This window comes from Pseudobacillus badius (assembly GCF_002189605.1).
GTDB classification, from domain to species: domain Bacteria; phylum Bacillota; class Bacilli; order Bacillales; family Domibacillaceae; genus Pseudobacillus; species Pseudobacillus badius.
The window spans coordinates 1-21,229 of the sequence record NZ_MWMM01000005.1 but is presented as its reverse complement, the minus strand read 5'-3'; the positions used below and the strand labels follow the sequence as shown (position 1 = coordinate 21,229).

The window sequence follows — 21,229 nt, the reverse complement described above, 5'->3', positions numbered from 1 at the left end:
AGATGATTCAGATGAACCGCCATTATACTCTTTGCAAATGGGTGATTTTAAAAGAATCGTGATATTTTAATCCATAGCCTAACAGCCGGTCCACACATATATGAGCGGCCCAAATAATTGAAATCATTAATAAATACTCGTTTGAAGCATACATGTATCCCGCTGCCAAAAGAAGAGGCAGAACAAAGCTGTGCCCCCAATTGTATAGAAGGGCCCCTGTTCGTGTATTCAATAGATAGCCGATCATCGTGATATCCGGAGCCAGCAGCAAAAGAAAAAATAGCCACAGCGGAAAACCGAGCTGTACATAAACATAAAGACAAGCAGCAAAACCGAGACCATTTTCCAAACGAATAAACGGCTTAATCATCATTATTTCCTCTCCCGCGGCTATTTTTAAACATGTTCAGCACCATTTCTTCTATAACTGCCTCATTTTCTTGATACTTTCCGCCGCTTACTAGTTCTTTCACTGTTTGCAGCGTATTCAGTGCCAGCTGATAAAACTGAATTTTCTCTTCAAGCGCCCTTAACTTTTGTGCAAATAATTCAACCGCTGCCTCATTGCATTCAGCTGATACAGGTTGGTCGTTCAACGTGATCAGCTGCTGAACCTCTTTCAAAGTAAACCCTAGCTGCTTGAGCACAATCAGAAGCTGCAACTGCTTTTCACACTTTTCATCATACTCGCGGTAGCCATTCTCCCGCCTGTTCGGCTGAAGCAGCCCCTGTTTCTCATAATAGCGAAGGGTATCCGCCTGTAGTTGATATTTATTCGCAAACTCTTTAATCCGCATCTTCATCCCCCCGCACTAACCATAACATTGGAGTAAACTCCAAGGTCAAGCAGGATGAATATACCTTTTTCACGCGGCTTTCTTGCCTTCAACAAGCAATGGCATACATCCTCCTCTGTTTATAAGCCAGTCACGTTATCGATCGATGCAGACTCTCCATTAATGTGCACATCGATCACTTCATGTTCCGGATCTTTCGTTAATTTATAAACGTGCTGTTCAATTGCGCCATCTGGCTGATTAGCCTCTTCTAGCTTGATAGTTATTGTGTCGCCTTGCGCTTCCATATCCGCAGTAGCTTTTCCTTTTGAATGAAAAACAAGGTAAGACCTATTCTCACCGTCATTTATTAATTGAAGTCTATAATCTGAATGGATAGACTGCTGCACGTCACTTGGCACACTTTCGACTTCACTGAAGCTTAACGCGGATGAATAGCAAGCTGTTAGAACAGACACTGCGAACAATAATAAACAGAATAGCTTTTTCAATAGTCGTTTCTCCTTTTGTTTGGATCCATCTCAATGAGCGTTTGCCAAAATATCCTTTCTTTTACTATAACAAAAAAAGAAATAACCAACCAAATATTCCAATTTAAACCACAAAATGACCGGTGCTTTGATCAAATGCAAAAACGTGCGCTAGACCTCCCTTGCCAGTAAAGAAGAATGATACATTCCTAATTTTTAAAAAAATCAGTGATTCTATTTTTATATGGTGGTAGCATTTGGCAGGTAGCGAATAGAAAAAAAAGAAAGGTAGAGGAAAGATGAACATGAAGATTGAGATTCTCCCAAGGTACCGCATGGCCTGCATCCGTCAAGTGGGTCCATACGGCTCCGCCAACGAGCAGACAATGCGAAAACTAAAGGAATGGGCGGCGGCAAAAAACCTGCTTTCCCCAGCCTCCATCGTCCTGGGAGTGTCATATGATGATCCTGAAACTACTCCTCCTGAAAGCTGCCGTTACGATGCGGGCCTGGTTCTTGCGGACAATGAGCCAACAGACGGTTTCGTTGCCGAAAGCGAGCTTCCCGGCGGCAAGTATGCGATTTACCAAGTGAAGCACACAGCGGAGGCCATTCAACAAGCATGGGGCGCCATTTTTGCTGATCTGTCCAACCGCGGTTATCAGATCGACCGTCGCCCCGTGTTTGAGAGATATAGGGAACAGATGCTGTCCAATCATGATTGTGAAATTTGCGTGCCGCTAAAATAGTGAGCTTTTCTTTTGACTATGGCAGCAGCGGCTACGTACTCATGAACACCCCATTAACTCTTTGATTTTCTCTGCATTTTCTTTGGAAGTGAGCATTTCGAGAAGCATAAAGGCCACCTCCAAGGCTGTGCCGGGATTCGATGAAGTAATCACATGGCCGTCTGCAACAATCCGATCATGTGAAATTTGAACGCCGTATGACGCCAGCTGCCCCAGCCGTTTGCTTTCCGGGTGGCTATAGGTGGTTGCCCGGCGATTATGCAATATGCCGCTGTGGGCGAGAGCCAAGGAAGCTACACAAATGGAGGCAATTGGCTTTTTATAGCTATCGAAATGCTGGATCACAGCTTGGAATGCTTCGCTGAAAGCATCCTCATAAAAATTGGCTTCTTCAAATCCGCCCGGAATCGCTAAGGCATCGAACTCATGTAAATCAATCTCTTCCAATAGCTTTTCCGGTGTGACTTTGAAGTTCCATGTCGCCTGCAGCTGCGGGCGAAGCCCCGCTGAAATAACCCTCGTCGAGCCATCCCCCTCTAATTGGTTCCAGCCAAGCACGTCTGTAAATACACTGGCCTCATAGGCCTCAAAACCATCGGCCAGCAGCAATAAGATCTTTTTCATAGAAAATTCCTCCTCACCTTTTGACTTAAGTGTAATGAATTTTTATCGCCCGCTGAATAACATATAGATCGTCTTTCGTTGAATTTACTTTTGTTTTTATGGATAATTCATATAAGCACTTTATTTAATAAGGAGAAACTATGGATCACATTGATTATGAAATCTTAAAACAGCTTGAGCATAATGCCAAAAGCACCACAAAAGAAATTGCTGCCCAGGTACACTTATCTCCGCCGGCTGCAGCTGAGCGGATTAAAAAATTAGAAGACCAGCAAATTATTACAGGCTATCAAGCGTCATTCGATTTAAAAAAACTCGACCGCCCGATTGTCGCGCTTGTTCTCTTTAAATCAAGTGACTGCAAAAAACTGGCGCAATTTTGCTATAACCACCCTGATGTTCTTGAATGCTACCGGGTAGCCGGCGAAATCAGCTATATCGCCAAGGTGGCCACGCAGTCGGTGGAAACGCTGGAACACTTTATCGATCAATCCATGCCGTACGGAACACCGTCTACAAACATTGTCCTATCTGAACATCAAAACAAGGTTCTATAAACCGGTTTGGACTTTTCATCCTAAAAAAGACCGATTTTCGCTTCCCATGGAAAATCGGTCCCGACAGCTAACTAATATCCCATTTGCTAAGGCTTCCCAGCCCGTACCACATTAAAACAGTGAAGCTCCCAATTAGTAATGTATAAAACAAACCATAAGATTGAATAGGCGATTCATCTTCTGGCGACATGGCTGGCAATCAAAATTACTTTTTAAGACAACCTGATTATTCAGCAGCTGACAAGACAAGCAGGCACTTCATAAATCAACACATTGCTTGTTCAAAGCTTTTGTTTTTGAATCACTTCATCCGCATATTGGTACATGCTCTGATAGTTAGCGGGTTCTTGAATGATCATTTGAAAAGCCACATATAAGGGCATTAACGTTTCTTTCGTTTTTCGACTATAGAGTAATTCCTGATAGGTATATACATCGTAGAAACGGCTATGGGACTCTAATTCTTCCTCGCTGAGAACAAGAATTAAATCAACATACTCATACCAATCGTATAAGGAACCCGTTTTTCTGCGAATGACCTCGCCCACATAGGTGCCGATTCGAGAGGAATAGGTCATAACAAAGCGCTTATAGTATTCTGTAGATATGATGTGTTGGATAAACTCATCAATTAGCTTTAAACTTTCTAGTGAAAAATCTAATTGATCTTCGTTGATATTTTCACGCTCCCATTTATCTTCCGAAGGATCAAGAAAAAATACCTCTACGATTGCTTCTGCTTCACTATTCTTTTTCTGGAAGCGCAGTAATTTATCCCATATCATATTTTAACCCTCCTATTTATGGCGGTTCTTGAGCTGACGAGAGCTTACTTCTTAAGCATCTGCTAGAGAATGTGCCCCCTATTAAGAATAAAATTGATTCGCTATCCAAATGAAAGAATCTGGATTTAAGGTAACAAAAACTCGCATAATAGAACAGAAAACAGCAGCCGCCGAGGCGTTAGTTACTTGCTGGTTTCTTCATCCTTCCTGTAAAGGAACGCAAGAAGCGGCTCTTGATTGCCCATAGAAGGCTTCCGTTCAATATTGGATGAACGGTAAAGGACAAGAGGATGGGGTTTTGGATATTTCCTAATTTAATGAAAGCAGCGGGGACATTCAGCCTTATGGATGGACCAATTGCACGTAAAAATGCCTGGCTGGCAAAGGGATGACGATTTGGGCAATTGGCTTACTAGGGTGTTTTATCCGGGTAAGCTGTACTGCAGGAGTGCCAGCAACTATTGGAACGCCTTGATAGGCTTATGTAAACACAGCTGGTATTATTGGAGTTAATTCATTCATGGATTGCTTGGAGAAGTGCTAGAAAAAGGATACATGCTTATGCTCATAGAAATAGCCGCTTATCTTTTATTATAGGCGGCCTTCCTGCTGCTGTGAAACTTATCCCTCTACTTCTGTTCCATGACGCGCGCTGCATGCCAGACAAGCGGCGCCCCGCTCATTCCCTCGTTATGGCTTGAGGACACCATAATCCTCATCGTTATCGTACCAATCCTGGTCCTCTTTATTTTCGCGGTCCAACAAAAGTGTGCCGTTTGCATCGGATTTCAGCTTTCGCGGCTTGAAGCCGCTTTTTTTATTTAGGTTTCTCAGTTCTGCCATCAATTCATGAACAGACATCTCGTCACAGGATTTTTTTCCACGCAGCAAATCGATCAGCTCCTTTAAAGTTCACGTATCACTATCTTCACACGAATCTACTAAAATATACCATATCCTAAACGATGACCGACCGCTCAAAATCAGAAAAAATCATCTCCAAAAAGCTGGATAATTTCGGTTGCTTCATAGGTTATGAATGAATAAAGCGATAACGACAATAACAACGGACCCGATGAGCACTGATGTCATTAAGTAGCTCCAGCTGTTTGCCCCTAAAATAACCACAATCGGATCGGCCCCTGCCGGAGGATGCGTAGTTTTTGTCAGCATCATCAGGCCAATCGCCAGGCTTACTGCCAAGGCAATGGTCCAAGGTTTATTCCCAAACAAGTGATAGAGGGACAGGCCAATGAAACTGGAAATAAAATGACCGCCAATGATATTGAGCGGCTGAGATAATGAAGCATTCCAGACGTCAAAGACCAGTACACACCTCGTCCCAAATGTGAATCGGTGACTTGCCTTTCACTATAAGAAGACCCCTTTAGATACTCTTATCCAAAGGGGCAAAACAGCGCGATATTCTCAAATATCGCGCTGTAGTTGTTTCAGATTCACCTTATTCATCGCAAGCCGCCCATTGCCTGTACTGTTACTTTGAGCGGCTAAAGGGTCTTCATCATATTTATATTGGTAATTTCATACCCTAATTTTTCATATAGCTCCCGTGCAATTTTGTTATGCCCAAAAACATGAAGACCAATTTTATTCATTCCCAATTCTTTAGCAATCATTTCAATTTCCTTCATTGCTTGCTTGCCGTATCCTTGTCCTTGGTGCGGCTCATAGATTTTAAAATCAAAAATAAAGCCTTCGTCTGGTTTTTCAGCTGATGTCTGGGCCATCCAAATCATTCCGACTAATTGCTGATCTTGAAAAATAGAGTACAAGTAATTAAGCTCTGTTTTCTCATCCTGAGGTAACAGTCTAGAAAATTCTTTCTTAGACAGATGGATAGCTTCCTCTTCCCTCCAGTTTCCTGAAACAACTTTGTTTTTGGCATAGTTCGCAATGGCATTAGAACTGTATAATTGAAATTCTTCTTTATTCATCGGTTTTAATGTAATCACTTAATCCCTCCTGATTAACAATTATTAGATCAATTTATATAAACCGTACATGGCGATGCAGGCTATTCCTAACAGGTAAAATAAGCCTAACCCTCTGAATTTATCATCATTATATAATAATTCAGAAAATATTTCGAATAGATAAAGCACAGCATACGATTATTTAAGCATGCTGTGCTTTCGTGAGAGAAATCTTCCTATTTATTGTTTTTTCTTGCTTTCGCTCGTTGATCTGCAGCTTTTGAACGTTCTTGAGCAACTAGATCATCCCGATCAGCAAGCTCTGGTGAGAATTCAACATCCCGGCCATCCGATTGAAAAGCCCCGGCTGTATTCGTAAGCTGATCATTATCTTCGTTATTTCTGCCTTGTAACATGTTAAAAACCTCCAATTGTAATGTCGTACTCCTATAGAGTGTGTCATTTTCATTCACTTCATTCGCTTTTTGCTTGCGATTAATAATGAATAACTGATCATTCTCTACAATATGCTTTATAATTTAAATAGAGTTTTTTGGAATAATTGTATAAATTTTTAAAGAGAAGGATGAACTTTATGGTTTATCATTCAAAGCCTGATGTTTTTTCTATACTATCTATCTTCTTATTGATCTGGATAATGGGTGTTGTATCCTTGGTTCCCTTCATCACATCATTTGCTATCGGAATCATTATGTTTGCCATTTTTGTGATCTCAGCCATTTTTATATGGTGGTACACAGTTTCTATTCAGTATGTTTTTTGCGAGGATGATCTATTAATTAAAGGTGGACCTTTCCAAAATAAAATACCTTATGAAAGTATACGAAGGGTGGCTCCAACGTCAGATAAGCTGACTGGGTATCGAATTTCAGCAGCTGATAAGGGACTTGAATTGTTTTATCAACGAGATGTTCATGGCAGTATAAAAATTTTGCCAAAAGATAAAATGCAGTTTATCAGCGAGTTGAAAAAACGCTGTGCTAATGTACAGCTCCCGCCTAATCAAACATTCGAATAATTCGTTGATCAGCCTAATGGAAAAGAACCTTACTTTTAGTTTTTCTCATACTTCTTTTATTCTGTTCATTATTGTATAATCACCTTTAATCAATGCAATGAAGAGAAGAGTAAGTGTGTTCAAGCATAACAGAGAACTCCTGTCGCTGAAAATGGAGGATGTAAAGGCACACCGAATCAAGTCTTGGAGCAGCGCATAGGATATTTCGATCCAGAGATTGATGATGTGACGGTTTCTCCCGTTATAGAGATAGAGTATACACATGGCAATTGGGTTTTGTCGTACTCGAAAAGGTTTCTGTGGCAACACAGAAATAAACTGGGGTGGTACCGCGAACTTCTAAATATAAGGAGTCTCGTCCCCAAGGATCATATCCTTGGAGGTGAGACTTTTTTATCGTTTGCAAACCTTATATTTAGGAGGGATAAGATGAAATGGAAAAACCCCCTTTTACTTTTAGTTGGAATCGGAATATCGAATGTCGGGGCATGGGTTTATTTGATTGCTTTAAACTTAATTATATTAGATATGACAGGTTCACCTTTGGCCGTATCCATACTATATATTCTTTTGCCTCTCGCAGCCTTATTTACAAATGTTTGGTCCGGCACTTTTATTGATCGATTAAATGCAAGAAACCTAATGATTTTTCTGGACTTCATTAGAGCGTTATTCATCTTCACATTGCCATTTCTAGATTCTCTTTTCCTGATTTACTTCGTGGTCTTTATCATTAATATAGCTAGCTCTATATTTGAGCCGGCTTCAATGGTCTACATGACGAAGTTAATTTCCAAAACGGATCGACAAAGATTCAATGCAATGAGGAACTTCATTCATTCCTGCGGGTTTATATTAGGGCCTTCTATTGCAGGCTTCCTTTTTATTATTGGTTCTCCTTACCTGGCTATTCAGATGAATTCGATTGCGCTATTTTTATCAGCAATAGTTCTTCTGCTCCTTCCAAATGCAGAGATCCAGAAAGGAAGGATCCTATCAGAAAAAATGAAGCTATCACTCATTTATAACGACTGGAAAAGTATCCTTAAATTTAGTCGCACAAATATGCATGTGACCTTAGTTTATCTTTTATTTAGCGTAATGACAGTGTTTATGACTGCCCTAGATTCTTTGGAGGCTGCATTTGCCACAGAAGTTCTAACTTTATCTGAAAGTACCTACGGCTTTCTTGTTAGTATTGCAGGCGTTGGCATAATTGGCGGTTCATTAGTAAATGCTGTATTCGCCAATCAATTAAAACTAACTACTTTAATCGGACTTGGCGCGTTCTTCACTCCTATTGGCTATATCATTTTTGCTTTTTCAAATGATTTCATCGGGGCATCTATTGGATTCTTCACTTTAACGTTTTTCTTATCATTCGCTAATACAGGCTTTTTAACTTTCTATCAAAACAATGTACCCGTAGATATTATGGGTAGATTCTCCAGTATCTTAGGGATTTTGGAGGCTTGTTTAATAATAGTATGTACAGTCATCATCGGGTTATCGGCGGAACTGTTTGACATTCGTCCAATATATATCATAGGCTCCTTTGCTTTTTTAATATTGGGATTAATGATTAATTTTATTGTATCCGACAGGTCGAAAAGAAGTTATTATGAACGGGTATAAAAACTGGTTGCAGCACGAAGCAAGGGGCCGGCCTGTTGTTATGTCAGAGACTGATTAGACGGCCCCTTTTTTAACCTAAACGAAAACATCCATTTTGAAAAAAGATTGATCAAAATGGATGTTTTTCGTTTTAGCTAAGTATGAAGCTTTTATAAAAAAGTTTGATTGTTTCAGTGCTCCTTATGTCACTAAAGCGCCCAATTGTGGAAGAAATGTGTTTTATTATTCATTCTTATTCAAATGATAGATGAGTTGCACAACGCCAGAGGAAAACGTTCTTGCGTTAACCATTTTTAAATGAACTCTCTGATTGATATCAATAAACATCGGTTTTCCTTCTCCTAAAATAACAGGATGAACAGATAATCGAAATTCATCAACAAGCCCTAAATTAATAAAAGTTGTTATAAGACTTGCTCCACCATATAGCCAGATGTCTTTCCCCGGCTTATTCTTTAGTTTATTTACTTCTTCAAAAATATGATCATTTATGAATACAGCTTTCTCATCTATCCCTTTTTGCGTTTTGGAAAACACGTATTTTTCTTTACTATGAACCAGATCCCATACTTCCTTGTCGCTATCAGGGTCTTCGGCTTTCGGGATATATTGTCCCCATTCGTCGTAACTTTTTCTGCCATATAAAATAGTATCAATTTGATTTAAGAACTTAGTAAAACCCATCTCAGGGTCCATGATACACCAATCAACTTCCCCATTTTTCCCCTCAATAAATCCATCTAAAGTTACTGCTAAATCTAAAATTATTCTTCTTGGCCCTATGTTTTCGGACATACTTCTTCCTCCCCTTTCATCAAATAGCTATGGTCTGTGTGTAGTAATGCAACCAAATAGTACGTTACTCATTAGCGAACATTAAAAACGAGAAAAAGCACTAGTGAACATCGATGGCTACGGCCGGGACCCCTGCATACAAGGGAGCCATTTTGACTTTATCTTCATTCATCTAACGTAATCAGATCCCTTAATTACTATCAATAAACCGGTGAGCATAAAAATCAGGTGTTTATATCCGCTGCCACTTGTTGCGTATATCAGTTCCATCCCTACACAGATACCTAGTATAATACCTAATGATGACATCTATTGTCATAATTAAATATCTTTTAAATAATTATGTTAGGTGGGTAGTTATGCGCGCTGATAGGCTCATTTCCATTTTGCTTCTGCTGCAACATAAGGGAAAACTGACAACCAGAGAATTAGCTAAGGAGTTAGAGGTAACTGAACGTACCATTCATCGTGATATGGACGCATTGAGTGCAGCAGGTATTCCTGTTGTGGCTGAACGCGGTAAGGCAGGAGGGTGGAGATTGCTTAAACAATATCGAACAAATCTAACTGGCTTGAAAGCCAATGAAATTGAATCTTTGCTTATTTCTCCTTCATTCCAGTTGCTTACTGACTTGGGATTAACAAAAGATTGGCATGAAGCACGCCAGAAAATCCTTGCTTCGATTCCAAGCTCCTTCCAGAAAAACGCCGATGATCTATGGAACCGAATCCATATTGATACAAGTGCTTGGAAGCAGTCAACTGAAAAAATGGAGTCATTCAAAGTTTTGCAACAAGCCCTTCGGGAAGATCGGAAACTACAATTGAACTATGAACGGGCAGATGGGAAGTGTGTTGAACGGGTTGTTAACCCCTTAGGATTGGTTGCTAAAGGCAGCACGTGGTATTTAATCGCCGGATCAAACGAACAAATTCGAAATTATCGAGTATCCAGAGTCAAATCTGCGCTACTCATGAGTGAAACATTTATCCGGCCAGAGGAATTTAATTTAGCTCAATATTGGGATAGCTCTACACAAGAATTTATTCAAAACCTCCCAAAATATGAGGTGGATGTTGAAGTATCTCCTTCTATCCTTCCAAGAATAAAGTTCACTGGACGATTTGTACAAATATTAAAAATTGAATCCCCCACAGAAAGTGGGTGGACCCCCATAAAGCTGCGTTTTGACACGGAACAAGAAGCAAAAGAATATATTCTAGGCTTCAGCAATCAGATAAAAATCGTAAGACCTGACACTTTAAAGCAGGATATATATGATATGGCAAGGGCTGTCCTCGATTTTTATGATCAAGAGAATCAACTATAAACTAAATGTCTTGAAAGCAGCCATTTAGTTTAGGGCAAATAAAAAGAAGCCGTTTTTAAAAAGGTTGATCATTTTCTCCCCTCTTTCACAATCGAGCCTGATGGCTGAAGATGTGCTCCTATTAAAAACCATGGAACCACCTAGATTTAGGAGTTCCATGGTTTTGATGAAGTGTGTTTGAACGTTATACTTTAGCTGCCCAAATTTCTATTTCGATTTTTATCTCAGGTAAACCCAACTCAGCAAGATATCCAATCGTCATTGCTGGATACTCCTTGCTAAATAATTGATCCCACTCTGAATCAAAAAAGTCCCAATCAATTTGCTCAGTAGCCCATATGTTCACTTTTATAATGTTTTCAGCGCTTAGATCCTCAGAATCCAGCACTGCTTTTATATTGACAAACGTATTACTTACTTGTTCATTCATAGTTTGTGGAAATTGTCCATGTCGATCTACACCGATTTGACCTGATGTCACGTATAACTCTGCATTCCTTGGAATTTTTGTAATATGTGTGTAATTGCCAACTGGTGCAGGCATACTTGCTGGAGTTTTTCTTGTGATTTTTTCGTTTTCCATTTATTTACCTCGTCATTTAAAAGATTTTTCTGCAGTTTTGCCTAGAAAGTTAAATTTAGACACACTTCACCCTTGGAAAGATTTCTAGAAAAAAACAGCAGTGGAGTATCCATATCCGTCAGCTAAAAAATTAAGTGATTTTTTCTTCATGGGTGAACACTCCTCTCTCTTAAAATGACAAGATTTTTGATAATTATTACTTTATAGGAAATAAGTTCTTTGCGCAACTTAAATGCTTAATCTAAAGTTTACTCCGCAAAATGACCAAGATTGTTAAGTGTAAAAAAAAAACGGATTATCAGCATAATGGCATCAAACTCTCTTTGAAGTCTACACCTCAACAATCTGACCCTTTCATGAAATAACTTGGTTATCACTTAATAGGTTCTTAATCCACAAAAAGAACCGGAATCCCTTCTTTATAGAAAGAGGAAATTCCGGTTCATCTTTTTTATAAACGTCGCAAACGTTCTTCAAAGCCACATCACAGCTGCACGCTGCCCTAGCTTTGCTTACTCAACTGTCACACTCTTCGCCAGGTTGCGCGGCTTGTCAACGTCGCAGTCGCGGTGCAGAGCGGCATAGTAAGCAATCAGCTGCAGAGGCACGACAGAGACAAGCGGTGTGAGCAGTTCGTGGACCGCTGGGATGACGAAGCGGTCGTCTTCGCTTTCCAGCCCTTTCATTGAGATAATGCAAGGGTTAGCGCCGCGGGCTGCCACTTCCTTCACGTTTCCGCGGATGCTTAAGTTGACTTTTTCCTGAGTAGCCAATGCCATGACCGGCGTACCGTCTTCGATTAAAGCGATTGTGCCGTGTTTTAGCTCTCCTCCGGCAAAGCCTTCCGCCTGAATGTAGGAGATCTCCTTCAGCTTTAAGGCACCCTCAAGACCTACATAATAATCAATGGCACGGCCAATGAAGAAGCAGTTGCGAGTCGTTGTCAAATAGTCTCTCGCGATTTGTTCGAACTCATCTTTGGCATCGCAAAGCATTTCCATGGCATTTGCGACAATGCCTAGCTCATGAACCAGGTTCAGGTTTGTTTTCATGCCCAGCGCTTCGGCCGCAGCATGAGCCAGGATCGCGAGTACAGACACTTGGGCTGTATAGGCCTTCGTGGACGCAACAGCGATTTCAGGGCCAGCATGAAGCAAGAGTGTGTAATCCGCTTCACGGGAAAGAGTAGAGCCTTGCACATTGGTAATCGTTAATGCCTGATATCCCATTTCTTTTACTTTCACAAGCACCGCACGGCTGTCAGCTGTTTCGCCGCTCTGAGAAATGAAAATAAACAGCGGGTTTTTCGAAAGAAGCGGCATGTTATAAACAAATTCACTGGCCACATGCACTTCCGTCGGGATTTTCGCAAGTGATTCTAAATATTGTTTGCCAACGAGTCCGGCATGGTAGCTCGTTCCGCATGCAATGATATATAAACGGTCAGCCGCTTTTAGGGCCTCCACAATTTCTGGATCAACAGCGAGCTGCTCTTGTTCATTTTGGTAGGCTTGAATAATTTTTCTCATGACAAGCGGCTGCTCGTCAATTTCTTTCAGCATATAATGCGGGTAGGTGCCTTTTTCGATATCACTGGCATCCAGTTCCGCTGTGTACGGTGCGCGTTTGATTTCTTCACCGTTCAGGTTTTCGATGATCACTTTTTCGTTTGTCAGGATCACGACCTCTTTGTCCATTAACTCTACAAATTGGTCAGTTACTTGAATCATTGCCATGGCATCGGAGGCGATGACGTTAAATCCTTCTCCCAAGCCGACAAGCAGCGGGCTTTTATTTTTGGCCGCAAAGATCGTATCCGGATCTTCTCTATCCAGCAAACCGATCGCATAAGAGCCTTTCAGCAGCTGCAGCGTTTTACGAAAGGCTGCTTCTGTCTCCAAGCCTTCGCTGGCAAATAGTTCGATGAGCTGAACGATGACTTCTGTATCAGTATCGCTTTTGAGCGGCACATCGAATAAATAGTCCTTCGTCAGCTGCTCATAGTTTTCGATGACACCATTATGAACGAGTGTAAACCGGCCGGACTGACTTTGGTGAGGATGTGCATTCTCTCTGCTAGGCACTCCATGAGTCGCCCAGCGCGTATGGCCGATCCCTGTTACTGTGCTTATCTTTTCGTCCACGATTTTGCGCAGATCAGCGATTCGTCCTTTTTCTTTAAACACCTTCACATCTTGCGCGTCTCTCACCGCAATACCGGCAGAGTCGTAGCCCCGGTATTCCAGCTTTTCTAAGCCGTTCAGCAAGATTTCTTTGGCATCCTTATAGCCGATATAACCAACAATTCCGCACATACAATGTTCCTCCTATAAAGAAGGCAGGCAAAAGCAGAGCGCTTATTTGCCGCTCTTCTTTTTCTTTTCTATTCTTTTCGACTTTCCGCATTTCCATTCCCTTTGTCCGCCAGGTTACCCTTGCGATTTAAGGAAGGACTAACGATTGTGCAGGAATCAACCGGGAGGCATCCGCCGAACATTTCGATAAACCTCCTCCTCGTCAACTAGCCGGGCTCTCTCCCGCTAGTTCAGGCGCTTTATGAAGCAAATGGTCCAGAATAACTTCTTCTCCTTTCTTGACTGTTTTTGTAAAACAGGATTATCATACACTACTCAATTTCTTGCCGTCAACTGATATTTTCTTTTTTAATATAACGGCCATATTATTACATTTATATGAAGAAAGAGACGCCAATGTGCGCCTCTTCTTTCGTTCCCATCTATCGGGTGATTAAAACGTGATTTTATTCATTCAAACCCATTTCTGCGTCCACTACAGTCGCAATCCGGTCAACAAACACCTGGCACTGCTCTTCCGTCTGCGCTTCTACCATGACGCGCACAAGCGGTTCTGTGCCGGATGGACGAACGAGCACACGGCCGTTTCCGTTCATTTCAGCTTCTACTGCCTCAATGACGGCTTTCACCTTTTCGTTCTCGGTTACTTTATATTTATCAGTTACCCGTACATTTTTTAAGATTTGCGGGAATTTCTTCATTTCCGCTGCCAGTTCGGATAATGGCTTTTTCGTCATTTTCATGATGTTAACAAGCTGCAAGCCCGTTAACAATCCATCGCCTGTCGTATTGTAGTCAAGGAAGACGATATGGCCGGACTGCTCTCCGCCCAGATTGTATTGATTCTTCTTCATTGCTTCTACGACATAACGGTCACCAACCGCTGTCTGCACGCTTCGAATGCCGAGAGCTTCTAGCCCTTTGTAAAAGCCAAGGTTGCTCATAACTGTGGAGACAACCACTGATTGGTTCAGCTGGCCATGTGCATGCATGTACTTGGCACAAATGAACATAATTTGATCGCCGTCTACAATGTTTCCTTTTTCATCAATGGCAATTAAACGGTCGCCATCTCCGTCAAATGATAAACCGACATCTGCTTTTTTCTCCAGCAAGAACGCTGCCAGTGCTTCCGGATGAGTAGACCCTACCCCATCATTAATGTTTAGGCCGTTAGGGGATGTTCCCATCGTTGAAATATCTGCCTCTAAATCTGCAAACAAATGAGTGGCCAGCGAGGAAGTCGCTCCATGTGCACAGTCAAGCGCAATGTGGATACCAGAGAAATCTTCATCCACTGATTGCTTCAGGTACTGAATGTACTTTTGGCCGCCTTCAAAATAATCGCTCACCTGGCCGAGATCGGCGCCGGTTGGCCGCGGCAAATGATCCATTTCTTGCTCAAGGAGGGCTTCGATTTCTGCTTCCTGTTCATCAGACAATTTAAAGCCGTCCGGACCGAAGAATTTGATTCCATTGTCTCCCACCGGATTATGAGAAGCTGAGATCATTACGCCTGTTTGAGCATCCATCACCTTCGTTAAATAAGCAACGCCTGGTGTAGAAATCACTCCGAGACGCATTACTTCTGCCCCAATGGATAAGAGGCCGGCAACTAGAGCTCCCTCCAGCATGTGGCCGGAAATACGCGTATCACGGCCTACCACCACTTTTGGGCGCTCTGCGTTCTTCGTTAACACATAGCCTCCGAATCTGCCCAATTTAAAGGCGAGCTCCGGTGTTAACTCCGTATTCGCTACTCCTCTTACTCCATCAGTTCCAAAATACTTTCCCATTTATCGATTCTCTCCTTTGTTTTACCTTCTGTTCAAGCAGCTTTATGCGCCGCTGTCCTCTTCTGGTTCACTTTCCGGATTTCCTTCAACTGTCACTTTTACCTTTATCATTTGCGGAGAAACAAAGTTTAAGCCTTCACCAATCTCAATCGGAACGGTCAATGTAGTGTCTTTTTTAATGCCGTCTACTTCCACTGGCACCACTAATTCTTCCATTTCTTTCAGGATAGATTCTTTGCCGTAAATGGTGATCTCTTCCGTTTCAGGCTTAATGGATTTAATTTTGATGCCATCAGGCGGCGTGCCTTTTGGAAACATTCTCAAGGCTATTTTTTTGCTTGGATTTTTAACCGAGATAGATACTTGAACGGTTTCAGGCTCCACCTTCACATCCAGCTTGTTCAATTCACTGTCAAGCACCTGAACCTTGGCTGTACCAGTCGTTTCTTTATCCACCTTTTCTTTCACATCCAGCGTGGCTTTCACATACACAATCTTATTGAGCGCCGATTTCGAACCGGTGACCTTTACTCGTTTCGGATCAACGGAAACAGCCTCTTCCTGGTATCCTTCGGCCAGCATATTATCATTGAATTCCGGACTGACCACAAAGTAATCAGATACCTTCTCCTCGATCGTGACATCCACCGCTTCCGGGAGGACCGTCACTTTCAATTTGTCGGAAATCTGCTTGTACTTAATCGGCACACGGTGTTTGCCGATGCTGACGTTAGTTAAGTCAATAAACAGCTCAAAATCCCTGAGCCGTTTTGCCGACTCAATCAGACTCTTCGGACCTGAAAGCTCTACTTTGACTTTATCCGGAACCCCGGAAACGAATAGGTTTTCTGTGTCATAATACACCTGAACCGGAACATCGGTAATTACTTCACTGTTGTTTTGCGAAGACTTATCCGCCTTTTGGAGCAACTGAAAATCGCTAAAGTTCACAGATATATAAAGCAAAACAGTGAGAAGTAAAGCAACGATGCGCACAAACCAGGCGCTTTCTACAAATTTATCCATCGCTTTTTCTCCCCCTCCAGATCCACCGGTTTGAGGAATCACTTTCTTTCGTCAGCAGTTCATGAGTTAACAGCTTTTCAAAATCTTCAGCAGATAAGTCACGGAACAAGTCACCGTTTTTGGTAACAGACACGGCACCGGTTTCCTCAGAGACAATAATCGTGATACTGTCTGTCACTTCACTGATGCCCAAGGCTGCCCTATGCCGCGTGCCCAGTTCTTTTGAAATGAACGGGCTTTCGGATAAAGGCAAATAGCAGGCCGCTGCAGCTATTTGGTTTTTCTGGATAATAACTGCCCCATCGTGAAGAGGGGTATTAGGAATGAAAATATTGATAAGCAATTCTGATGATACAGCTGAATGCAGCGGGATGCCTGTTTCGATGTAATCGTTCATGCCTGTTTCTTTCTCTATTGAGATCAACGCCCCGATCCGCCGTTTTGCCATGTAGCTGACCGACTTGGTGAGCGCTTCTATTAAATCCCGCTGCTCTTTATCTTCCTGCATAACGTTTCTTGAGAAAAACCTTCCTCGTCCGAGCTGCTCCAGCGCCCGGCGCACCTCAGGCTGAAAAATAATGATGACAGCCAGGAATCCCCAAGTTAATGCTTGTTCCATAATCCAGCTTAGTGTATCAAGCCCAAACAGCCCGCTTAAACCCCGTGCGGCCATAATAACAAAAATACCTTTAACGAGCTGAACGGCTTTCGTGCCTCTTATAACCATTAAAAGCTTATAAACAACAAACCAAACAAGCAATATATCAAGAGCATTGGATAAGTAATCCAGTACTGTAAAATGTGCGAAGTAGTTTGAAAACGGCATATTACATCCTCCAATAATGTAATGACTCCAGCCGCACAGAGGCTTTATTTTTACTTAACCAGCATATTATAACATAGTCTACCGAAAAGTCAGAACTAAAAGGGAGAAAGGAAAGATGGTTTAAGAAAACAGCGTGTTTCCGGCTGTTAATCAAACACTCCCGCTACGGTTTTTTTCAATTTATACCATAACCAGCCGAATGCCTCATCAATTTCTTCGATATCACCTGTAACATTTCCGGCTGAGGCCATATACTTCTCCCCATTGATAACCGTCACGTCACCTTCTACTTCCCCTTCAATCCGAATATCGCCGTTCCTTACAACGATGTCTCCTTTCACCCTCTCTCCGGCCGGAACGACCACCGTGTCATTTTCCACATGCAGATTTTCATGCTTCGTAAAAGCAAAGTGATCTGTTTCCTGCTGCCATGAGGATAAAAAACCGCCCGTTGTTAAAACGAGAAACAAGGAAGCGGCCATAAAAAACGGATGTTTCCGTATCCAGCGCTGAATGCTGCTCATTCTTGCTTCCTTCGGCAGAGAGAACAAAACTTTTTCCGTGAATCCTTCAGGAGCTCTTACTTGGGACATGCTTTGCACAAGCGCAATCGTTTTTTTCAATTCGAAAAAGTGCTGACGGCAATTCTCACATTTCTGCAGATGTGCTTTTAGTTTGCGCTGTTCTCCTGAAATAAGCTCCCCATCTAAATAATTATGCATCAAGCGAACGATCTCTTTTTGACAAGAAGCCATCATTTCACACATCCCTTCTCACATATTCCGCAAATACTTACGAAGTGCTTCCCGCCCTCTATGTACACGTGTTTTTACCGTCCCAAGGGGCAGTTCCAAAATATCCGCAATTTCTTGCAGCTGCAGCTCTTCGAGGTACTTTAAGATAATGACTGACCGATACTTTTCCGGAAGCTTAAAGATCGCTGACTGGATAATCTCCTGCAGCTCTGAATTTTCCACCGCTTCTTCTGGAAGCTCTTCCGCGGATGCAATTTGCGAGTACATATTCAAGCCTTCTGTACCGGAAATTTCAGCATCCAAATGATAATCCGGCTTTTTTTTGCGAATCCGGTCAATACAAAGGTTGGTTGCAATCCTATATAGCCAGGTGGCAAATTTCTTTTCTGGGTCGTACGTATGAATATTAACAAACGCTTTAATAAAAGCCTCCTGAGCTGCGTCTTCCGCCTCATGGCGATCCCACAGCATCCGGAAACATATTTGGTACACTTTGTCCTTGTAAATCTCTACAATTTCACCAAAAGCATTTTGGTCACCCTTTAAAACTTGCTTTATCCTTCTTTGGATAATTAACTCCATCATTTTTACCTCCTGCCCTAGCAGGTATCTTTTCATACGATTGTCCGCTTAAAAGGTTTCAAAAAAAAAGCACAATTCTATCATACCAAATTACGTAAACATGTTTACAGATTTTTGTAAAAGGGTAAGGTGAATATAAATGATACGATGGTGGGAGTTGAGATTGATGATGGCTGCAGCACATCTGCTAGAAGAGATTGAAAATCACCGGAACACAATGGTGGCATTAGCCATGCAAACGTCTTTTTCTGATCAAAAAGTCGTCGAAATCAGCGTGCAGCTTGATCAATTATTGAATCAACTGGAGCAATTAAAATAACCGGAAGCTGGCTGAGAGCCAGGAATTCCGGTTATTTTTTATGAAGGCAAATTTGTAAGAGTGCAAATAAAAAGGCTTGGCTTCTGTATAGACAAACTCAATCCTATAACAGCTTGCTTCCGAATAAAGAGGCCATTAATGCGACTGCTACCGAAGCCGTCTTATTCTTCTCATCAAGAATCGGGTTAACTTCAACAAATTCCGCTGATGTAATCAGTCCGCTTTCCGCCAGCATCTCCATGGCCAAATGGCTTTCCCGATAGCTAATTCCGCCAATAACAGGCGTACCGACTCCCGGCGCATCATTTGGATCTAATCCGTCAAGGTCTAAAGATAAGTGAACACCGTCCGTTTTTTCTTGCAAGTATTCAATGGTTTCTTCAATGACCTTTGTCATGCCCAAGCGGTCCACTTCATGCATGGTATATACTTTGATTCCTTTTTCTTTAATAAGCGCTTTTTCTCCTTCATCAAGGTCGCGTGCCCCGATAATTACAATGTTTTCCGGCTTCACTTTTGGAGACTTGCCGTAAATGCCTGTAAGCTCTTCATGGCCAAGACCAAGGCTGACAGCTAAAGGCATGCCATGGATATTGCCTGTAGGAGAAGTTTCAGCAGTATTTAAGTCACCGTGCGCATCATACCAAATGACACCCAAGTTGCTGTAGTGCTTAGCTACGCCTGCCAATGTTCCAATGGCGATGCTGTGATCACCGCCAAGCACGAGCGGAAAGCTGCCCGCTTCAATGACGTTGTCCACTTTTTCTGCAAGTTTATGGCTTGCTTCAGCAACCGCTTTCAAGTTCTTTAAATTTGTATTTTCGCTATGAACAGCATGCTTTTTATTGATTTCAACATCGCCGCAGTCCTCTACCTCATAATGCAAAGCTTCAAGGCGGTCAGTTATGCCTGCATAGCGGATCGCGCTGGGTCCCATATCTACCCCGCGTCGTAATTGTCCTAAATCCATCGGTACTCCGATAATAGCTATTTTCTTTTCATTCGTCATAAGAATTCCCCTTTCATGTTGCTCGCCTTATTTTACCCGAAAGAAAGAAGTTGACTCAACTGGACACTTTTGTGGATAATTATTCACAGTTTTCTAAAAAGAAAGGATTTATACAAAATTGTGCGCTCTTACAGAAGAACAAACGTAAAAAAAGCTGAATTCATTTAATGGCGTGTCCATTAAATGAATTCAGCTTTTTTAAAGAGTGAGCCATGAAGGACTCGAACCTTCGACCCTCTGATTAAAAGTCAGATGCTCTACCAACTGAGCTAATGGCTCGTTGTGGCTGGGCTAGCTGGATTCGAACCAGCGCATGACGGAGTCAAAGTCCGTTGCCTTACCGCTTGGCTATAGCCCAATGTAGGTGTCAACGAAATAAAAAGGACATTTTTAATATGTCCGGCTTTCATTGGTTTTATTCATAAAACTGGTGGAGGGGGACGGATTCGAACCGCCGAACCCAGAGGGAGCGGATTTACAGTCCGCCGCGTTTAGCCACTTCGCTACCCCTCCATATGAAACTGGTGCCGGCAAGAGGACTTGAACCCCCAACCTACTGATTACAAGTCAGTTGCTCTACCAATTGAGCTACACCGGCATATATCAATAATGGTGGAGGATGACGGGATCGAACCGCCGACCCCCTGCTTGTAAGGCAGGTGCTCTCCCAGCTGAGCTAATCCTCCATATGATGGTGACCCCTACGGGATTCGAACCCGTGTTACCGCCGTGAAAGGGCGGTGTCTTAACCGCTTGACCAAGGGGCCATTCTTGAAAAATAGTAAGCTTCCAACCGGGCTCGAACCGGTGACCTCTTCCTTACCATGGAAGTGCTCTACCTGCTGAGCTATGGAAGCATGGCTCCGCAGGCAAGATTCGAACTTGCGACCGATCGGTTAACAGCCGATTGCTCTACCACTGAGCTACTGCGGAATAATTATTCTAGCTGCAGATATACAACTTATTCATTAAAAAATAAATGTTTTGATTCGCCTGGCAGCGTCCTACTCTCACAAGGGGAAGCCCCTCACTACCATCGGCGCTGAAGAGCTTAACTTCCGTGTTCGGGATGGGAACGGGTGTGACCTCTTCGCTATCGCCACCAGACTATTCAAGACATTTACTATTATAACAAAAAATTCTTGTTTGGCAAGCTTTTTTTGTTCTTTCAAAACTGGATAATATGTGTCAGTAACCGGCAATACCGTGCCATGGTTTGTTGCTTTACGCCATACGGCGTTTTGGTTAAGTCCTCGATCGATTAGTATTCGTCAGCTCCACGTGTCGCCACGCTTCCACCTC

At 42.3% G+C, this 21,229-nt stretch carries 23 protein-coding genes, 8 tRNA genes, 1 rRNA gene, 1 pseudogene and 1 other annotated feature; of the genes and pseudogenes, 6 read left to right on the top strand and 27 right to left on the bottom strand.

Annotated elements, in window-relative coordinates; all coding sequences use genetic code 11:
- Positions 1-22: 22 nt before the first annotated feature.
- From B1A98_RS10745 to B1A98_RS10735, 3 genes are all read right to left on the bottom strand, one after another.
- Positions 23-373 (bottom strand): DUF4260 domain-containing protein, encoded by a 351-nt coding sequence (locus B1A98_RS10745; RefSeq protein WP_063385913.1) that lies wholly within the window; start codon positions 371-373, stop codon positions 23-25.
- Positions 363-797, bottom strand: a complete 435-nt coding sequence (locus B1A98_RS10740; protein WP_063385912.1) for a MerR family transcriptional regulator — start codon at positions 795-797, stop codon at positions 363-365. The genes B1A98_RS10745 and B1A98_RS10740 overlap by 11 nt, the downstream gene beginning before the upstream one ends.
- Before the next feature lie 119 nt (positions 798-916).
- On the bottom strand, positions 917-1,198 hold the full coding sequence (locus B1A98_RS10735) for a hypothetical protein (RefSeq protein WP_125474393.1): 282 nt from the start codon (positions 1,196-1,198) through the stop codon (positions 917-919).
- 374 nt (positions 1,199-1,572) lie between these two features.
- Between B1A98_RS10735 and B1A98_RS10730 the strand changes: the two genes are divergently transcribed.
- Entirely contained in the window at positions 1,573-2,016 is a 444-nt protein-coding gene (locus tag B1A98_RS10730; protein WP_305954912.1) for an AraC family transcriptional regulator, read from the top strand.
- A gap of 39 nt (positions 2,017-2,055) precedes the next feature.
- Here the strand turns inward: B1A98_RS10730 and B1A98_RS10725 are convergent, their stop codons facing one another.
- The gene (locus tag B1A98_RS10725; protein ID WP_063385909.1) at positions 2,056-2,640 is read right to left on the bottom strand and encodes a DJ-1/PfpI family protein; all 585 of its coding nucleotides are present in this window, start codon (positions 2,638-2,640) and stop codon (positions 2,056-2,058) included.
- A gap of 140 nt (positions 2,641-2,780) precedes the next feature.
- Between B1A98_RS10725 and B1A98_RS10720 the strand changes: the two genes are divergently transcribed.
- Positions 2,781-3,197 (top strand): Lrp/AsnC family transcriptional regulator, encoded by a 417-nt coding sequence (locus B1A98_RS10720; protein WP_063385908.1) that lies wholly within the window; start codon positions 2,781-2,783, stop codon positions 3,195-3,197.
- A gap of 281 nt (positions 3,198-3,478) precedes the next feature.
- On the opposite strand, the gene B1A98_RS10715 is transcribed toward B1A98_RS10720, so the two are convergent.
- The 5 genes and pseudogenes from B1A98_RS10715 to B1A98_RS10695 form a co-directional block, all read right to left on the bottom strand.
- Positions 3,479-3,982: a hypothetical protein gene (locus B1A98_RS10715; RefSeq protein WP_063385907.1), complete on the bottom strand. Its 504-nt coding sequence runs from the start codon at positions 3,980-3,982 to the stop codon at positions 3,479-3,481.
- Positions 3,983-4,672: 690 nt separating this feature from the next.
- Positions 4,673-4,873: a hypothetical protein gene (locus B1A98_RS10710; protein WP_063385906.1), complete on the bottom strand. Its 201-nt coding sequence runs from the start codon at positions 4,871-4,873 to the stop codon at positions 4,673-4,675.
- Positions 4,874-5,008: 135 nt separating this feature from the next.
- Positions 5,009-5,329: pseudogene (locus B1A98_RS10705) on the bottom strand (HPP family protein); the annotation flags it as partial.
- A 161-nt stretch (positions 5,330-5,490) separates the two neighbouring features.
- A complete protein-coding gene (locus tag B1A98_RS10700) occupies positions 5,491-5,955 on the bottom strand; it encodes a GNAT family N-acetyltransferase (protein ID WP_063385905.1) in 465 nt (154 codons plus the stop codon).
- 197 nt (positions 5,956-6,152) lie between these two features.
- Complete coding sequence (locus B1A98_RS10695; protein ID WP_063385904.1) at positions 6,153-6,332, bottom strand: YfhD family protein; 180 nt, start codon at positions 6,330-6,332, stop codon at positions 6,153-6,155.
- Between the two features lie 179 nt (positions 6,333-6,511).
- On the opposite strand from B1A98_RS10695, the gene B1A98_RS10690 reads away from it, so the two are divergent.
- Together B1A98_RS10690 and B1A98_RS10685 are read left to right on the top strand one after the other, a co-directional pair.
- Positions 6,512-6,955 carry a PH domain-containing protein gene (locus B1A98_RS10690; RefSeq protein WP_063385903.1) on the top strand — a complete coding sequence of 148 codons (444 nt, stop codon included), beginning with the start codon at positions 6,512-6,514 and terminating at the stop codon, positions 6,953-6,955.
- A gap of 88 nt (positions 6,956-7,043) precedes the next feature.
- Positions 7,044-7,321, top strand: a binding site (T-box leader).
- A 63-nt stretch (positions 7,322-7,384) separates the two neighbouring features.
- Positions 7,385-8,590: an MFS transporter gene (locus tag B1A98_RS10685; RefSeq protein ID WP_063386014.1), complete on the top strand. Its 1,206-nt coding sequence runs from the start codon at positions 7,385-7,387 to the stop codon at positions 8,588-8,590.
- 222 nt (positions 8,591-8,812) lie between these two features.
- Here the strand turns inward: B1A98_RS10685 and B1A98_RS10680 are convergent, their stop codons facing one another.
- Positions 8,813-9,385: a dihydrofolate reductase family protein gene (locus B1A98_RS10680; protein WP_063385902.1), complete on the bottom strand. Its 573-nt coding sequence runs from the start codon at positions 9,383-9,385 to the stop codon at positions 8,813-8,815.
- Between the two features lie 359 nt (positions 9,386-9,744).
- Here B1A98_RS10680 and B1A98_RS10675 point away from each other — a divergent pair, with 359 nt between their 5' ends.
- Positions 9,745-10,716 carry a helix-turn-helix transcriptional regulator gene (locus B1A98_RS10675; RefSeq protein WP_063385901.1) on the top strand — a complete coding sequence of 324 codons (972 nt, stop codon included), beginning with the start codon at positions 9,745-9,747 and terminating at the stop codon, positions 10,714-10,716.
- Between the two features lie 184 nt (positions 10,717-10,900).
- Here the strand turns inward: B1A98_RS10675 and B1A98_RS10670 are convergent, their stop codons facing one another.
- From B1A98_RS10670 to sigW, 7 genes are all read right to left on the bottom strand, one after another.
- Entirely contained in the window at positions 10,901-11,299 is a 399-nt protein-coding gene (locus tag B1A98_RS10670; RefSeq protein WP_063385900.1) for a RidA family protein, read from the bottom strand.
- Positions 11,300-11,811: 512 nt separating this feature from the next.
- The gene (gene glmS / locus B1A98_RS10665; protein ID WP_063385899.1) at positions 11,812-13,614 is read right to left on the bottom strand and encodes a glutamine--fructose-6-phosphate transaminase (isomerizing); all 1,803 of its coding nucleotides are present in this window, start codon (positions 13,612-13,614) and stop codon (positions 11,812-11,814) included.
- A gap of 446 nt (positions 13,615-14,060) precedes the next feature.
- Positions 14,061-15,410, bottom strand: a complete 1,350-nt coding sequence (glmM, locus tag B1A98_RS10660; RefSeq protein ID WP_063385898.1) for a phosphoglucosamine mutase — start codon at positions 15,408-15,410, stop codon at positions 14,061-14,063.
- A 42-nt stretch (positions 15,411-15,452) separates the two neighbouring features.
- Entirely contained in the window at positions 15,453-16,436 is a 984-nt protein-coding gene (locus B1A98_RS10655) for a CdaR family protein (RefSeq protein ID WP_052475286.1), read from the bottom strand.
- Positions 16,429-17,262: a diadenylate cyclase CdaA gene (gene cdaA, locus B1A98_RS10650; RefSeq protein WP_063385897.1), complete on the bottom strand. Its 834-nt coding sequence runs from the start codon at positions 17,260-17,262 to the stop codon at positions 16,429-16,431. The genes B1A98_RS10655 and cdaA overlap by 8 nt, the downstream gene beginning before the upstream one ends.
- Before the next feature lie 146 nt (positions 17,263-17,408).
- Complete coding sequence (locus B1A98_RS10645) at positions 17,409-18,017, bottom strand: anti-sigma factor family protein (RefSeq protein ID WP_170808536.1); 609 nt, start codon at positions 18,015-18,017, stop codon at positions 17,409-17,411.
- A gap of 18 nt (positions 18,018-18,035) precedes the next feature.
- Complete coding sequence (sigW, locus tag B1A98_RS10640; RefSeq protein WP_041100395.1) at positions 18,036-18,599, bottom strand: RNA polymerase sigma factor SigW; 564 nt, start codon at positions 18,597-18,599, stop codon at positions 18,036-18,038.
- Between the two features lie 166 nt (positions 18,600-18,765).
- On the opposite strand from sigW, the gene B1A98_RS10635 reads away from it, so the two are divergent.
- The gene (locus B1A98_RS10635; RefSeq protein ID WP_223662463.1) at positions 18,766-18,918 is read left to right on the top strand and encodes an aspartyl-phosphate phosphatase Spo0E family protein; all 153 of its coding nucleotides are present in this window, start codon (positions 18,766-18,768) and stop codon (positions 18,916-18,918) included.
- Between the two features lie 103 nt (positions 18,919-19,021).
- On the opposite strand, the gene rocF is transcribed toward B1A98_RS10635, so the two are convergent.
- From rocF to rrf, 10 genes are all read right to left on the bottom strand, one after another.
- Positions 19,022-19,927: an arginase gene (gene rocF, locus B1A98_RS10630; RefSeq protein ID WP_063385895.1), complete on the bottom strand. Its 906-nt coding sequence runs from the start codon at positions 19,925-19,927 to the stop codon at positions 19,022-19,024.
- A 206-nt stretch (positions 19,928-20,133) separates the two neighbouring features.
- Positions 20,134-20,206: transfer RNA gene (locus tag B1A98_RS10625), tRNA-Lys, on the bottom strand.
- 4 nt (positions 20,207-20,210) lie between these two features.
- Positions 20,211-20,285, bottom strand: a tRNA-Gln gene (locus B1A98_RS10620).
- Positions 20,286-20,355: 70 nt separating this feature from the next.
- Positions 20,356-20,440 (bottom strand) — tRNA-Tyr (locus B1A98_RS10615).
- A 9-nt stretch (positions 20,441-20,449) separates the two neighbouring features.
- Positions 20,450-20,525 (bottom strand) — tRNA-Thr (locus B1A98_RS10610).
- Positions 20,526-20,537: 12 nt separating this feature from the next.
- Positions 20,538-20,613 (bottom strand) — tRNA-Val (locus B1A98_RS10605).
- Between the two features lie 6 nt (positions 20,614-20,619).
- Positions 20,620-20,694: transfer RNA gene (locus B1A98_RS10600), tRNA-Glu, on the bottom strand.
- Positions 20,695-20,711: 17 nt separating this feature from the next.
- Positions 20,712-20,784 (bottom strand) — tRNA-Thr (locus B1A98_RS10595).
- 1 nt (position 20,785) lies between these two features.
- A tRNA-Asn gene (locus B1A98_RS10590) sits at positions 20,786-20,860 on the bottom strand.
- A gap of 58 nt (positions 20,861-20,918) precedes the next feature.
- A 5S ribosomal RNA gene (rrf, locus tag B1A98_RS10585) occupies positions 20,919-21,034 on the bottom strand.
- Positions 21,035-21,229: the final 195 nt, after the last annotated feature.